The organism is Aeromicrobium sp. SP1, assembly GCF_055663785.1.
On sequence record NZ_JBQVVK010000001.1, the window covers coordinates 3375665 to 3389729 of the forward strand.

Annotated in this window: 15 protein-coding genes; 10 read left to right on the forward strand and 5 right to left on the reverse strand. The window is 71.8% G+C overall.

The window, feature by feature from the left end; all coding sequences use genetic code 11:
- Positions 1-25 precede the first annotated feature (25 nt).
- Positions 26-1210, reverse strand: a complete 1185-nt coding sequence (locus ACT26F_RS16430) for an ROK family protein (RefSeq protein WP_471671627.1) — start codon at positions 1208-1210, stop codon at positions 26-28.
- A 167-nt stretch (positions 1211-1377) separates the two neighbouring features.
- On the opposite strand from ACT26F_RS16430, the gene ACT26F_RS16435 reads away from it, so the two are divergent.
- The 6 genes from ACT26F_RS16435 (at position 1378) to ACT26F_RS16460 (ending at position 7654) form a co-directional block, all read left to right on the forward strand.
- Positions 1378-2421: a substrate-binding domain-containing protein gene (locus ACT26F_RS16435; RefSeq protein ID WP_471671628.1), complete on the forward strand. Its 1044-nt coding sequence runs from the start codon at positions 1378-1380 to the stop codon at positions 2419-2421.
- A 71-nt stretch (positions 2422-2492) separates the two neighbouring features.
- The gene (locus tag ACT26F_RS16440; RefSeq protein WP_471671629.1) at positions 2493-3470 is read left to right on the forward strand and encodes an ABC transporter permease; all 978 of its coding nucleotides are present in this window, start codon (positions 2493-2495) and stop codon (positions 3468-3470) included.
- A complete protein-coding gene (locus ACT26F_RS16445; protein ID WP_471671630.1) occupies positions 3467-4249 on the forward strand; it encodes an ATP-binding cassette domain-containing protein in 783 nt (260 codons plus the stop codon). The genes ACT26F_RS16440 and ACT26F_RS16445 overlap by 4 nt, the downstream gene beginning before the upstream one ends.
- Positions 4246-5160, forward strand: a complete 915-nt coding sequence (locus tag ACT26F_RS16450) for a sugar phosphate isomerase/epimerase family protein (RefSeq protein WP_471671631.1) — start codon at positions 4246-4248, stop codon at positions 5158-5160. The genes ACT26F_RS16445 and ACT26F_RS16450 overlap by 4 nt, the downstream gene beginning before the upstream one ends.
- Before the next feature lie 5 nt (positions 5161-5165).
- Entirely contained in the window at positions 5166-6569 is a 1404-nt protein-coding gene (locus tag ACT26F_RS16455; RefSeq protein WP_471671632.1) for a xylulokinase, read from the forward strand.
- Positions 6566-7654, forward strand: a complete 1089-nt coding sequence (locus tag ACT26F_RS16460) for a Gfo/Idh/MocA family protein (protein ID WP_471671633.1) — start codon at positions 6566-6568, stop codon at positions 7652-7654. Before ACT26F_RS16455 ends, ACT26F_RS16460 begins: the two co-directional genes overlap by 4 nt.
- Positions 7655-7837: 183 nt before the next feature.
- Here the strand turns inward: ACT26F_RS16460 and ACT26F_RS16465 are convergent, their stop codons facing one another.
- Together ACT26F_RS16465 and ACT26F_RS16470 are read right to left on the reverse strand one after the other, a co-directional pair.
- A complete protein-coding gene (locus ACT26F_RS16465) occupies positions 7838-9457 on the reverse strand; it encodes a phospho-sugar mutase (protein WP_471671634.1) in 1620 nt (539 codons plus the stop codon).
- A 36-nt stretch (positions 9458-9493) separates the two neighbouring features.
- On the reverse strand, positions 9494-10285 hold the full coding sequence (locus tag ACT26F_RS16470; RefSeq protein ID WP_471671635.1) for a purine-nucleoside phosphorylase: 792 nt from the start codon (positions 10283-10285) through the stop codon (positions 9494-9496).
- A gap of 79 nt (positions 10286-10364) precedes the next feature.
- On the opposite strand from ACT26F_RS16470, the gene ACT26F_RS16475 reads away from it, so the two are divergent.
- The 3 genes from ACT26F_RS16475 to ACT26F_RS16485 are packed head-to-tail and all read left to right on the forward strand — an operon-like array spanning position 10365 to position 12388.
- Entirely contained in the window at positions 10365-11480 is a 1116-nt protein-coding gene (locus ACT26F_RS16475; RefSeq protein WP_471671636.1) for a WD40/YVTN/BNR-like repeat-containing protein, read from the forward strand.
- The gene (locus ACT26F_RS16480) at positions 11477-11776 is read left to right on the forward strand and encodes a MoaD/ThiS family protein (RefSeq protein WP_471671637.1); all 300 of its coding nucleotides are present in this window, start codon (positions 11477-11479) and stop codon (positions 11774-11776) included. Before ACT26F_RS16475 ends, ACT26F_RS16480 begins: the two co-directional genes overlap by 4 nt.
- 48 nt (positions 11777-11824) lie before the next feature.
- Positions 11825-12388, forward strand: coding sequence for a TetR/AcrR family transcriptional regulator (locus tag ACT26F_RS16485; RefSeq protein WP_471671638.1), 564 nt, complete (start codon positions 11825-11827; stop codon positions 12386-12388).
- 18 nt (positions 12389-12406) lie between these two features.
- On the opposite strand, the gene ACT26F_RS16490 is transcribed toward ACT26F_RS16485, so the two are convergent.
- Positions 12407-12559, reverse strand: coding sequence for a hypothetical protein (locus ACT26F_RS16490; RefSeq protein ID WP_471671639.1), 153 nt, complete (start codon positions 12557-12559; stop codon positions 12407-12409).
- Between the two features lie 12 nt (positions 12560-12571).
- On the opposite strand from ACT26F_RS16490, the gene ACT26F_RS16495 reads away from it, so the two are divergent.
- On the forward strand, positions 12572-13312 hold the full coding sequence (locus ACT26F_RS16495; protein WP_471671640.1) for a hypothetical protein: 741 nt from the start codon (positions 12572-12574) through the stop codon (positions 13310-13312).
- 56 nt (positions 13313-13368) lie between these two features.
- Here ACT26F_RS16495 and ACT26F_RS16500 read toward each other — a convergent pair.
- On the reverse strand, positions 13369-14065 hold a 697-nt coding region (locus ACT26F_RS16500), incomplete at its 5' end, for an Ig-like domain repeat protein (RefSeq protein ID WP_471671641.1).

Here is a 14065-nt window from a genome sequence, read left to right on the forward strand (position 1 = left end):
TGGGCGTCACCGTAGTACGTCGGAGTTACTCCTCGCCGTCGACCAGGCGTCCGATCTCGCCCGGTGCGAGGATCCCGTCGCTGACCAGGTGGGCCAGGCCGACGAGTCCCTCTCGCGGGTGCAGCGTGCTGGCGACGATCGACAGCTCGGAGGTCGCGAGGGGCAGGGAGCGGCTGTAGACGCGCTCGCGGATCGCGGGCAGCAGGTGGTCGCCGCCGGCGGCGACGAGGTGGCCGGCGAGCACGACGACCCGGGGGTTGAGCAGGTTCACGGCGGACGCGACCGCGGTGCCGATGACCTGGCCCGCCCGTCGGGCCAGCTGGACGGCCTCGGGATCGCCGGACGCGAGGGCGGCGGTGAGGTCGTCCTGCGTCCGTACCGAGGAGCCCGCCGCCTGCAGGTCGCGCAGGATCGCCCAGCCGCCGGCACGGGCCTCGAGGCAGCCCCGGTTGCCGCACTTGCACAGGGGCCCCTCGTCCTCGCCCGGCAGGGACATCGGGATGTGCCCCAGGTCGCCCGCGGCCCCGTCGGCGCCGCGGTAGAGGCGGCCCTCCTGGATGAGTCCGCTGCCGATGCCGGTGCCGATCTTCACGAGCAGCAGGTCGTCGGCCTCGGCGTGGGCGAAGCGGGCCTCGCCGTAGGCCATGGCGTTCGCGTCCTTCTCGAGGAACACGGGGCAGACGAAGCGCTGGCCGAACCATGCCGGCACGTCGAAGCGGTTCCACAGCGGCATGATCGGCGGGTTGACCGACATCCCCGAGCCGCGCTTGACCGGGGCGGGCAGGCTCAGCCCGATGCCGAGGATCTCGCCGGCGTCGGTGCCGGTGTCGAGGAGGAACTTCTCGAAGCACTCCAGGATCGCGCTCAGCAGGACCTCGGGGCCGGCGGAGACGTCCGACGGCAGCTCGATCTCGGACTCGACGTCGCCGCCGAGGTCGCACAGGCCGGCGCGGAACTTCGTCGCACCCACGTCGGCGGCAAGCAGCTTGCCGCGGCGACTGTTGAACGAGAAGACCTCGGCGGGGCGTCCCTTCGCCACGCCGTCGCGGGCCGAGCCCACGACGAGGCGTGCCTCCAGCAGGGCGTCGATGCGCAGGTTGACGCCGCTGCGCGACAGTCCCGTCTCGGTGACGATCTCGGCGCGCGTCATGCCGCCCTTGCGGCGCAGGAGGGAGAGGGTCTCGCTGATCCCCTCGTCGAAGGTGGCCATAGGAGCTCCATTCTGGCGACTTCCGTGCCGCGCGACGTGTTTTCCGGCAGATGCTTGCGGATTGCTCCGGGTGTGTCGTACATTACACGACAGAAAGTGTTGTATTAACAACACCAAACATCAAAAGTCCGCCGCCGCAGGGCGCGGGATGGTGAGAGGAACACACAATGGGCACCTTCCACGACAGGAAGAAGACGCGAGCCTCGCTCGCCGTCGCTGCGGTCGGCGCCAGCCTGCTGCTGGCCGCCTGCGGCTCGAGCGATGACAGCGGCAGCGCCGACGGCGGCAGCAAGGACGTCGCCGACACCAAGATCGGCATCGTCCTGAAGGGACTCGACAACCCGTTCTTCCAGCACATGGAGGACGGCGTCAACGCCGAGCAGAAGGAGTCCGGCGCCGAGGTCGAGATCCAGTCCGCCGCGTCCATCACGGACACCGCCGGCCAGGCCGACAAGCTCACGAGCATGGCGAACCAGGAGTTCGACTGCTACGTCGTCAACCCGATCAGCGGCACGAACCTGATCCAGGGCATCGCCCAGATCGCGGCCAAGGGCACCCCGATCGTCAACATCGACAACCCCGTCGACGCCGACGCCGCGAAGGCCGCCAGCGCGACGATCAGCACGTACATCGGCACCGACAACGTCGCCGCCGGCAAGATGGTCGCCGACCAGCTCGCCAAGCTCGACTCCGACGGCGGCGACGTGGCCACCGTCGGCGGCATCGCGGGCGACGTCACGAGCGGCCAGCGCATCGACGGCTTCAAGGACGGCCTCGCGGACAACTTCACGGTCGTCCAGGAGGTCGCCGCCAACTGGGACCGCCAGGAGGCGCAGACCCAGGCCGAGACGATCCTGCAGGCGCACCCCGACCTGGCCGCCTTCTTCGTCGCGAACGACGACATGGCAATGGGCGTCGCCCGCGCCGTCGCCGCCGCGGACAAGAAGGGCGCGACGCTCGTCGTCTCGGTCGACGGCATCGACGGCGTCGCCTCGGGCGACATCGACGCGGCCGTGGCCCAGTACCCGTACGTGGTCGGCAAGATGGGCCTGCAGGCCTGCGAGGCCGCCGCGATCGGCAAGGACCTCCCGGAGAAGGTCGACACCCCCATCGCCCTGATCACCCCTGACAACGCGAAGGAAGCGCAGGACGCGTTCCCTGAGCCCCCGGGTGACTACGACAACCCGTTCGCGGAGTTGCTGGGTCGCTGACGAGTCCCGGTGCGGGCGGGTTCTCCTCCCTCCCCGTCCGCACCGGGCTCCCGTCCCCACGGAGAGCTGACATGACCACCACCACCGCCACACCGCAGTCGACGTCGCCCAGCCTCGTCGACCGCCTGCGCCAACCGTCGTTCTGGGTCGAGTGGGCGTCCGTGATCGGACTGATCGTGCTCGTCGCGATCTTCACCGCGCTCGACCCGAAGTTCCTCAGCACGGGCAACATCAAGGCGATGCTGCTGGCCTCGGCGATCCTCACGATCCTCGCCGTCGGCCAGTCGTTCGTCATCCTCACGGCAGGCATCGACCTGTCGGTCGCCTCGACCATGACGTTCGCCGCCGTGATGTTCGGACTCGCGATGACCAGCGGCAAGGGCCTGCTCCTGTCGTGCGTCATCGCCGTGCTGTCCGGAGCCGCGATCGGCCTCGTCAACGGCGTCCTGATCGCCAAGGGCAAGATCACCGACTTCATCGTGACGCTGGGTGCGCTCTCGGCGGCCTCGGGACTGGCGCTCATCCTCGCCGACGGCAAGCCGATCACCGTCATCAGCGCGCCGCTGTTCAAGCTCTCGGCCGGCGGCATCGGCCTCGTGCCGTACACCTTCATGATCGCGATCGTCGTCGCGGTGCTCGCGCATCTCGTGCTGTTCTCGACGCCGTTCGGCACGCACATCCTCGCGACGGGCGGCTCGGTCGACGCCGCGGCCGCGACCGGCATCCGCACGTCGCGCGTCAAGATGGCCGTCTACCTGATCTCGGGCAGCCTGGCCGGCCTCGCGGCGATCCTGCTCGTCGCCCGCGTCGGCTCCGCCGAGCCCGCGGCGAACACGACGTTCCTGCTCAACTCCGTCGCGGCCGTCGTGCTCGGCGGCGTCAGCCTCTTCGGCGGCAAGGGATCGATCAAGGGCCCGGTGTTCGGCGCTCTGCTGCTCACGGCGCTCGCGAACGGGCTCACCCTGCTCGGCGTCTCCCAGTTCTACCAACCGCTCGCCGTCGGCGTCGTCGTCGTCGGTGCGGCCTTCCTCACGAGGTTCGAGAAATGACGACCACCAGCACCGAACAAGAGGTCCGGCCGAAGGGCGACGTCCTGCTCGACGTCCAGGGACTGTCGCTGTCCTTCGGCTCGGTCCGTGCGCTCGCCGACGTGAGCCTGGACCTGCGGGCCGGCGAGATCACCGCCCTCGTCGGCGACAACGGCGCCGGCAAGTCGACGCTCGTGCGCTGCATCGCGGGCGTGCACACCGCCGACTCGGGCACGATCCACTTCGACGGCGGCACCGTGGAGTTCACGGCACCCGACCAGGCCCGCAACGCCGGCATCGAGACCGTCCACCAGAACCTCGCACTCGTCGAGGACCTCACGGTGTGGCAGAACCTCTACCTCAACCGCGAGATCACCGGCGGCAGCGGACCGGTCAGCTGGCTCAAGAAGCGCCAGATGCGCAAGGGCGCGGAGGACATGGTCTCCAAGCTGGCCGTCAACGTGCCGGCCGTGACGTCCACCGTGCGCCGCCTCTCGGGCGGTCAGCGCCAGGCCGTCGCGATCTGCCGCGCCGCGGGATTCAGCTCGAAGCTCGTCATCATGGACGAGCCGACCGCGGCGCTGGGCGTCCAGGAGACGGCGCGGGTCGAGGAGCTCATCCTGCGCCTGCGCGACGAGGGCCACGCGGTCCTGCTGATCAGCCACAACTTCGACCAGGTCATGCGGCTGTCCGACCAGGTCTGGGTCATGCGCGCCGGTCGCTGCGTCGCCGGCCGCCGGACCGCCGCGACCACCGGTCAGGAGATCGTCGGCCTCATCACGGGCGCGGTCACCGAATGACCATCCACGACACCATCGACGAGAAGGACACCATGAACCAGCGCAACCCCATCGGCGTGCACGCCCTCGTCTGGGTCGGCGGCACCCGCCCGGCCGAGATCGCCCAGGCGGTCGAGCGGACGAAGGCGGCGGGCTTCGACCTGCTCGAGCTCTCCCTGCACGAGATGGAGGTGATCGACGTCGCGGACACGAAGGCCGCGCTCGAGACCGCCGGCCTGCAGGTCGCGTGCTCGCGCGGGCTGGCGTTCGACGCGGACGTCTCCAGCGACGATCCCGAGGTCGTGGGCCGTGGCGAGACGATCCTGCACGAGTCGCTCGACGTCGTCTCCGGACTCGGCGGCACGATCCTGACCGGCGCCCTCTACAGCGCGCTCGGCAAGTACGGCCGGCCGCTCACCGACGCCGGTCGCGCGAACGTCGTGACGGTCCTGCGCGAGCTCGCGAAGGAGGCCTCCGGCCGCGGCGTCCGACTCGGCCTGGAGATCTGCAACCGGTACGAGACGAACGTCGTCAACACGGCGCGTCAGGCGCTCCGGCTGGCCGACGACATCGGTGAGGACAATGTCTTCATCCACCTGGACACGTACCACATGAACATCGAGGAGGCGGACTTCGTGACGCCCGTCCTCGACGTCGCCGACCGGCTCGGCTACGTGCACATCGGCGAGAACCACCGCGGGTACCTGGGCTCGGGCTCGATCGACTTCCCGTCGTTCTTCCACGCCCTCGCCCGGGTCGGCTTCGACGGCCCGATCACGTTCGAGAGCTTCTCGTCCGCGGTCGTGAGCCCGACGCTGTCGAACGACCTCGCCGTGTGGCGGTCGCTGTGGACCGACGGCGACGACCTCGCCCGCCGGGCCCACACGTTCATCGAGACGCAGCTGGCCGCCTCGGCGACGATCGAGGTCTAGCGGCCATGGCCGTCCCGTGCGTCCTGGGCCTCGACCTGGGCACCAGCGGCATCAAGGTCGTGCTGGTCGGTCTCGACGGCACCGTCCTCGCCCGGGCCGACCGCGGCTACGACGTCGCCTCGCCGTCGCCGGGCTGGGCCGAGACCGATCCGCGGGCGTGGGAGGCGGCGGCTCGGGCCGGCGTCGCGGCGGTGCTCGCCGAGGTCGACGCCGATGTGCGGGCCGTGGGCCTCGACGGGCAGATGCACGGCACGGTCCTCGTCAACGACCGGGGTGAGCCGGTGCGCCCGGCCGTGCTCTGGCCCGACGCGAGGGCCGGCGACGAGCTCGACGCCTGGCGCGACCTGCCGCGTGCGCGCGCCCTCGCGAACCCGGTGACCTCCGGCATGACCGGTCCCGTGCTCGCGTGGCTCGGCCGGCACGAGCCCGACGTGGTCGCGCGCGCCGCGAAGGTGCTGCTGCCGAAGGACTGGCTGCGCAGCCGCCTCGTGCCCGGATCGTTCGTCACGGATCCGTCGGACGCGTCGGCGACGCTGCTGTGGGACCTCGAGCGCGAGCGCTGGAGCGACGAGGTCGCCGCCGCGGCCGGCATCGCGCCGCGGCTCCTGCCCGACGTCGTCGCCTCGGACGCGACGGCCGGGCTGCTGTCGACGCCGGTCGCCGCCTCGTGGGGACTGCCGGCCGGGATCCCCGTCGCGGTCGGGTGCGCCGACGCCGCCGCCACCCTCGTCGGCTCGCGGTCGACGCCCGGCCGGCTCGTGGTCACGATCGGCTCGGGGGCCCAGGTCGTGCTGTCGGGTGTCACCCCCGAGTTCGACGGGCCCGTCGTCCACCACACGTACCACTCGGCCGACGGCGGCGCCTACGCGATGGTCGCGGTGATGAACGCCGGGATCGCCCTGAACCGCGTCCTGGCGCTCCTCGGCGGGGAGTGGGACGACCTCTACCGCGAGTACGACCGCGCGCGTCGCATCCCGGGCTTCCTGCCCTTCCTGTCCGGCGAGCGGCTGCCGACGTCGCTGCCCGCCGGATCGGGGCAGTGGTACGGGATCGGCCTCGAGACCGAGCGGGCCGACCTGTTCGCCGCGGTCCTCGAGGGCCTGTGCTTCACGGTCCGGCGCGCCGTCGAGTCGATGCCCGGCGAGGTCGACGACGTCATCGACGTCGCCGGCGGGGGACTGCGGTCGCCCGTGTTCGCGCGCACCCTCGCCGACACGCTCGGGCGCCCCCTGCGGCGCATCGAGCTCACCGACGCGACCGCCGTCGGCGCGGCGTTCCTCGGCTTCCGGGCCGCCGGCATCGCCGTCCCCGATCCCGAGCCGGCCACCGGCGGGCTGGTTCAGCCGTCCGACGCGGGGCCCCTCGAGGACCGCTACGCCGAGTTCGTGCGACGGGTGGCATCGACGTGACGCCCGTGCGGTGGGGGATCGTCGGCTGGGGCGTCGGCGGCCGGGTGTTCCACGCACCCCTCGTCGCGGCGGCCGAGGGACTCGATCTCGTCGCGGTGGTCTCCAGCAACGCCGATCGGGCCGAGTCGGCGCGCGCGGCCGGTCACGCCGTGTACCCGGACCTGGCCGCCCTGCGCGCGGACGGGGTCGAGGGCGTGACGATCACGACGCCCGCCGGCACGCACGCCGACCTCGCGATCGAGGCGCTCTCGCTCAACCTGCACGTCGTCGTCGACAAGCCGTTCGCCACGACCGAGCTCGACGCCCGCCGGGTCGTCGCGTCCGCGGGCGCCGACACGGTGCTGAGCGTCTACCAGAACCGCCGCTGGGACGGCGACTTCCTCACCGTCAAGGCCCTGGTCGACGACGGCACGTTCGGCCGTGTCGACCGGTTCGAGTCGCGCATCGAGCGCTTTCGTCCGGACCTGCCCGCGTGGACCCGCGAGGCCGACTCGATCCACGGCGGCGGCGTGCTCGTCGACCTCGGGCCGCACCTGATCGACCAGGCCGTGCACCTGCTGGGTCCGGTCGAGTCGGTGCTCGCCGAGCTCTCGGTGCTCGGCGACGACCGGGTCAGCGAGGACGACGTCCTGCTGTTGCTGCGCCATGCCGGGGGAGCGCGCTCGACGATCCTGGCCTCGCTCCACGCCGCGGCCGAGGGCCCGCGCTTCCGGGTCTCCGGCAGTCGCGGCGGCGCCCGGATCGAGGGCTTCGACGTCCAGGAGGAGCAGCTGTTCGCCGGCGACGCGCCCGACTCGCTCGGGCCGGCCTGGGCGGTCGAGCCGCCGGAGCGGGCCGCTGCGCTCGAGATCGACGGCGAGGCGCGCTCGCGTCCACTCGAGCGTGGCCGCTGGGACACCTTCTACCCTGCGCTCGCGGCGGCGATCCGCGAGGGCGGGCCCGTGCCGGTCGACCCGGCGGACGCCGTCCACGTCGCCGCGGTGTTCGACGCGGCGCGCGCATCGGCCCGGGAGGAACGCTGGATTCGGGTCCCTCGAATTGACAGGCGCCACATCGTCACTGACGCTGGAGGAGTCGGGGGGTGACCCGACAACCCGGACGCCGCCGCCGGGGACTCCCTCGTCGTGAGCACGGCAAAGTCGCACTCCCTCGGCTCCTCTGCCGAAGCTCCGACGCCCTGGCGGCGGCCCGGTTCACGACGCCCGTGAGCGGGACGTTCGAGGGGTGTTTTCGCGGAAAAGTGCCCTCGAACGTCACGGCCAGCGGCCTCAGAACCCGAAGTAGGCGTTCAGGTCGGCGATGATCGCGGCGACCGTGGCCTCGGCGGCCGCATGGGCCTGCTCGAGCGAGTCCTCGACCGGCACGACGGCCTCGATGTAGCACTTGAGCTTGGGCTCGGTGCCGGACGGACGGCAGATGACGCGACTGCCTTCGGCCAGGCCCAGCCGGATCCCGTCGGTCGGCGGCAGGCCGTTGAAGCCCGCGGCGAGGTCGTCGACCGAGTCCACGTCGCGGCCCGCGAGGGTGCGCGGCGCGGCGGTCCGCAGGCGCTCCATCGCGGTGGCGATGATCGACAGGTCCTCGACGCGCACCGCGAGCTGACCCGTCGCATGCCAGCCGTGCCGGCGGTAGACGTCGTCGAGCAGCTCGGACAGGCTGCGCCCCTCGGCGCGCAGTGAGGCCGCGAGGGCCATCACGAGCATCGACGCCGAGATGCCGTCCTTGTCGCGCGCCAGCTGCGGCGCGACGCAGTAGCCGAGCGCCTCCTCGTACCCGTAGGCCAGACCGTCGACCTTGCCGATCCACTTGAACCCGGTGAGCGTCTGCCGCCAGGGCTGGTCGTGCGCCGCGGCCTGACGGCCGAGCAGGTCGGACGACACGATCGAGCACGCGTACGTGCCCGCGACACCGCGCTGCAGCATCGACTCGCCGAGCAGTGCGCCCACCTGGTCGCCCGTCAGCAGGTGGTGTCCGTGTCCCTCGCGGTCGCGCACGCCCACGGCGCAGCGGTCGGCGTCGGGGTCGTTCGCGATCACGACGTCCGCGTCCACCGCGGCGGCGAGGTCGAGGGCCAGGTCCATGGCCCCGGGCTCCTCGGGGTTGGGGAACGCGACGGTCGGGAAGGCCGGGTCGGGCTGCTCCTGCTCGGCCACGACGTGCGGGGCCGCGAACCCGGCGCGCTCGGCGGCCTCGAGGAACAGGCGTCCGCCGACCCCGTGCATCGGCGTGTAGGCGACGACGAGCTCACGCGGGCCCGGCGGTGCGAGCGCGGCGACCGCGTCGACGTACGCCTGGGCCACGTCGGGACCGAGCACCGTGAACCGGCTCTCGCGCGGCAGCTCGTCGACGCGGCCGACCGCGTCGATGCATGCGGAGATGTCGGCGTCCGCGGGCGGGACGATCTGGCTCGTGTCGGCCAGGTAGACCTTGTAGCCGTTGTCGCGCGGCGGATTGTGCGAGGCCGTCACCATGACGCCCGCGGAGGCGCCGAGGTGGCCGATCGCGAAGGCGAGGACGGGAGTCGGCAGGTGCTCCGGGAGCAGCATCGCGCGCACCCCGGCGGCCTGCATGATCTCGGCGGTGTCGCGGGCGAAGACGTCGGAGTTCGTGCGGGCGTCGTAGCCCACCACGATGCTCGGCTGCTCGGCCGTGCGGACCAGGTAGGCAGCCAGACCGGCGGCGGCGCGCGCCACGACGACCCGGTTCATCCGCATCGGGCCTGCGCCGAGCTCGCCGCGCAGACCGGCCGTGCCGAACTCGAGCCGACCGGCGAAGCGGGCTGCGAGCTCGGCCTCGTCACCGGCGTCGACCAGTGCCGTCAGCTCGGCGCGGGTCTGCGGGTCGGGGTCCTGCGCGATCCAGTCACGGGCGGCGGCGATGACGTCCATCCGCCCACGGTATCGGCCCTCAGGCAGGACGGTGCGTCAGACGCGAGGGAGGACTTCGGCGAGCAGCGCGCCCATGCGGGTGGCGGCCGCCTGGCCGGCCTCGAGCACCTCGGCATGGTTGAGCGGCTGGTCCGAGATGCCGGCGGCGAGGTTCGTGACGAGCGAGATGCCGAGCACCTCCATGCCGGCCTCGCGGGCCGCGATCGCCTCGAGCGCCGTGGACATGCCGACGAGCGTGCCGCCCAGGACGCCGGCCATCCGGACCTCGGCGGGCGTCTCGTAGTGCGGGCCGGGGAACTGCACGTAGACGCCCTCGTCGATGCCGGGGTCGACCTCGCGGACGAGGTCGCGCAGGCGCTGCGCGTACAGGTCGGTGAGGTCGACGAACGTCGCGCCGACGATCGGCGACGTGGCCGTCAGGTTGATGTGGTCGCTGATGAGCACCGGAGTGCCCGGTGCCCACGACGGGTCGAGGCCGCCGCAGCCGTTCGTCAGCACGAGCGTGCGCACGCCCGCTGCGGCAGCGGTGCGGACGCCGTGGACGACGGCGTCGACGCCCTTGCCCTCGTAGAAGTGCGTGCGACCCAGGAAGACGAGGGCGCGCAGGTCGCCCACGCGCACCGAGCGGATCGTGCCGCCGTGGCCGGCGACGGCCGGAGCGCTGAAGCCCGGCAGCTCGTGGGCGGGGATCTCGAACTCGGGCTCGCCCAGGGCGTCGGCGGCCGGCAGCCAGCCCGAGCCCATCACGAGGGCGACGTCGTGGTCGCCACCGCCCGTCCGGTCGCGCAGGGCGTCGGCGGCTTCGCGGGCGAGGTCGTAGGGGCTCACCCGGACACCCTATCGAGGCCGACGGGTTCCGGCCGAGACCCCGATCGGCGTAGCGTGGGAGGACCGAAAAGGGGGCGCCATGAGTGGCACACGAGTACTGGTCGGCACCCGCAAGGGTGCGTTCATCCTCACCTCGGACGACGATCGGACCGACTGGAAGGTCGACGGTCCTCACTTCGCCGGGTGGGAGGTCTACCACGTCAAGGCCTCGCCGCTGGATCCCGAACGGATCTACGCCGCACCCAGTGGCGGCTGGTTCGGCCAGGTCATCCAGCGGTCGGACGACGGCGGCCAGACGTGGGACGTCGTGTCCAACGACTTCACGTACGACGGCGTCCCCGGTCAGCACCAGTACTACGACGGCTCCCTCGTGCCGTGGACCTTCACGCGCGTGTGGCACCTCGAGCCGTCGGTCCACGACGCCGAGACGGTCTACGCCGGGATCGAGGACGCGGCGCTGTTCAAGTCGACCGACGGCGGCGGCTCGTGGACCGAGTTGTCGGCCCTGCGCCGTCACGACACCGGCCCGCAGTGGCAGCCGGGCGCCGGCGGCATGTGCCTGCACACCGTCCTGGAGCATCCGACCGACCCCGACGGCCTCTTCGTCGCGATCTCGGCGGCCGGGGCCTTCCGGAGCCGCGACGGCGGTGCCTCGTGGCAGCCGATCAACAAGGGCCTGAGGTCCGGTGAGATCCCCGACGACGACGCGGAGGTGGGTCACTGCGTCCACCGCATCGACTTCCACCCGTCGCGTCCCGACGTGCTCTACATGCAGAAGCACTGGGACGTCCTGCGCAGCGACGACGGGGGAGACTCGTGGCACGAGGTGAGCGGAGACCTGCCGTCCGACTTCGGCTTCCCGATCGCGGTCCACGCGCACGAGCCCGAGACGGTCTACGTCGTGCCGATCCTGAGCGACTCGCTGCACTACCCGCCGGACGGCAGGCTGCGGGTCTACCGCTCGCGCACGGGCGGCGACCAGTGGGAGGCGCTGACCGAGGGCCTGCCGCAGGAGAACTGCTACGTCAACGTCCTGCGCGATGCGATGGCGGTCGACCGGCATCCGTCGTGCGGGATCTACTTCGGCACGACCGGCGGCCAGGTCTACTGCTCGAGCGACTCCGGGGACTCGTGGGCGCCGATCGTCACCGACCTGCCGGCGGTGCTCTCGGTCGAGGTGCAGACGCTGCCATGAGCACCGTCCGCGTGATCCTGCCGGCGCACCTCAAGGCGCTCGCCGGCATCGAGGGCGAGATCCGGGTCGACGCCGACCCGGTCACCCAGCGCACGGTGCTCGACGCCGTCGAGGCGGCGCATCCGGGCCTGCTCGGCACGATGCGCGACCGCGGCACGGCGCGGCGTCGGGCCTTCGTCCGGTTCTACGTGGGCGAGGAGGACCTCTCGCACGCCGGGATCGACGAGCCGCTGCCCGATGCGGTGGCGTCCGGTGCCGAGCCGCTGCGCGTGATCGGGGCGATGGCCGGCGGCTGAGTCGCGCGGTGTCCGGCGCGCCCGTCCGGCGCGGCGTACTCTACGTCCGTGCCGAAGATCATCGGAGGCTCCCTGTCGGAGCACCGCGCCGCGACGCGTCGCCGGGTCTTCGACGCCCTCGTGGAGCTGCTCGCCGAGCGTCCGTTCGATGCGATCACGATGGCTGACATCGCCGCGCACGCCGACATGGGCCGGTCGGCGCTCTACAACCACTTCAAGGACAAGGAGGCGGTCGTCGTCGCGTTCGCGACCGACGAGACGGACCGCTACCTCGAGCAGCTCCAGGAGTCGCTCGCCAGCCAGGACAGCCCCACGCGCCGGCTCGAGACGTACGTCCGCCACCACGTCGACACGTCGGCCGACTTCCACATCGGGCTGGGGCCCGAGCTGCGGGCCATCCTGTCGCCGGAGTCCGCGATGGCGATGCGCGAGCACGTCGTCGCGGTCGAGCAGGTGCTGCGGCAGATCCTCTCCGACGGTGCGGCCTCGGGCGAGTTCGCCGTTCCCGACCTCGACGCGACGGTCTCGCTCGTCCACGCGACCCTCTCGGCGCGGCACGCCTCCGCCGACACGACTGTCCGCTTCGTCCTCGCCGCCGTCGCCGCCGGGTGACACGGTCGAAGGTTTCAGTCACCAGGTGACGGAAATCTTCGACCATCCTGCTGTGGACAACCGGAAAGACGGCGCCGGACCGGCGGCAGGCTCGGAGGCGTGCTGGAGATCGCCGATCAGGCCGGGGTCGTCGCCCGCCATCAACTGATCACGGCCGGCCTTGGTGACCACGACATTCGCCGATTGATCCGACGTCGCGAGCTCACGCCGATCCACCGGGGCATCTATGTCGACCACACCGGAGAGCCCACGTGGCTCCAGCGAGCCTGGGCGGGAGTGCTGGCAGTCGGGTCGGCCGCGTTGTGCGACGTGTCGGCGCTCCGGTCGTACGAAGGCCCCGGCCGGGGATGGGACGAGTCGGTCATCCACGTCGCGGTGGCGACCGGGCGGACGGTCGTCGCGCCGTCCGGGGTGGCGGTCCATCGCCATGGCGACCTGGTGGCACAGGTGGCGTGGCATGCGCGTCCTCCACGCCTGAACTTCGACGAGGCGGTCATCGATGTCGCCCAGCGCCAGGTGAGGGACGTCGAGGCCGTGGCGGTGCTGGCGACCGCGGTGGGCTCGCGCCGCACCACGGCCGAGCGGCTGAGGGCGACCCTCGGCCGGCGCGCGAAGGCACACCGCCGGGCCTGGCTCGACCGGGTGCTCGACGATGTCGCCTCCGGCACCTGGTCCGTGCTGGAGCACGGCTACCTCGACCGCGTCGAGCGTCCGCACGGACTTCCGTCCGGGATGCGACAGGTCCGACACGTCGGAGGGCCCGGCCCGCAATACCGCGACGTGCAGGTCGACAGCCTCGTCATCGAGCTCGACGTCGATCTGGAGCGCGACCTCGACTCCGCCGTCGTCGGCCTGTCCACGATCCGTCTCGGTTTCGGTCAGGTCTTCGACCATCCGTGCCGCACCGCGATCGCCTCGAAATGATCGAAGGTTCCAGTCACCGGGTGACTGGAACCTTCGATCATGTGCGCCTGCAGGTACTACTTGGTGACCTTGACCTTGCCCGCGGACACGTAGGCCCGAGCGGTGTAGCGGCTGTCACCGGCGTAGCGGACCGTGATCTTCCACGTGCCCTTCTTGAGCTTCGGCACGGCGACCGTACGGCTGCCCTTCGAGAGGGTGACCGTCTTGGTCTTCACGGTGCCGCCCTTCGCGAAGCGGATCGTGACCTTGCCGGTCGGGGCGGTGACCCCGGCGATGCCCTTGACCTTGACGACGACCTTGCCGGCCTTCCTGCTGGTCGGCTTCGTGGCGACCTTGACGGTCGGCTTGGCGGCCGTCGCCTTGGCCACCTTGACCGTGACGGCCACGTTCGCCGGAGCGAGCACGGTCGGGTCGGTCGGGGCGAAGGAGGCCGTGTAGGTCTTCGTGCCGACGGCCTGGGTCCGGGCGACGGCGAAGCTCACCGTGCCGGCGCCAGGGGCGACCTTCGTGCCCAGACCGGCCACCGTGACCGTGCCCGCCGACGGGACGACGACCGTGACGTTGCCGCCCTTGCCGTACGTCGTCGTCAGGCCCGTCGCCGAGATCGGATCGGACTGCGTCGGCTCGACCTGCGTGGCCGTGAAGGTGATCGGGGTGGCGGTCTCCCAGGCGGCGTTGGCTGCGCCGCTGCCGGGGTAGGTGTAGATGCCGTAGTTGGTGTGCTCGGCGCCGAGTCCGGAGATCGCGTCGGCG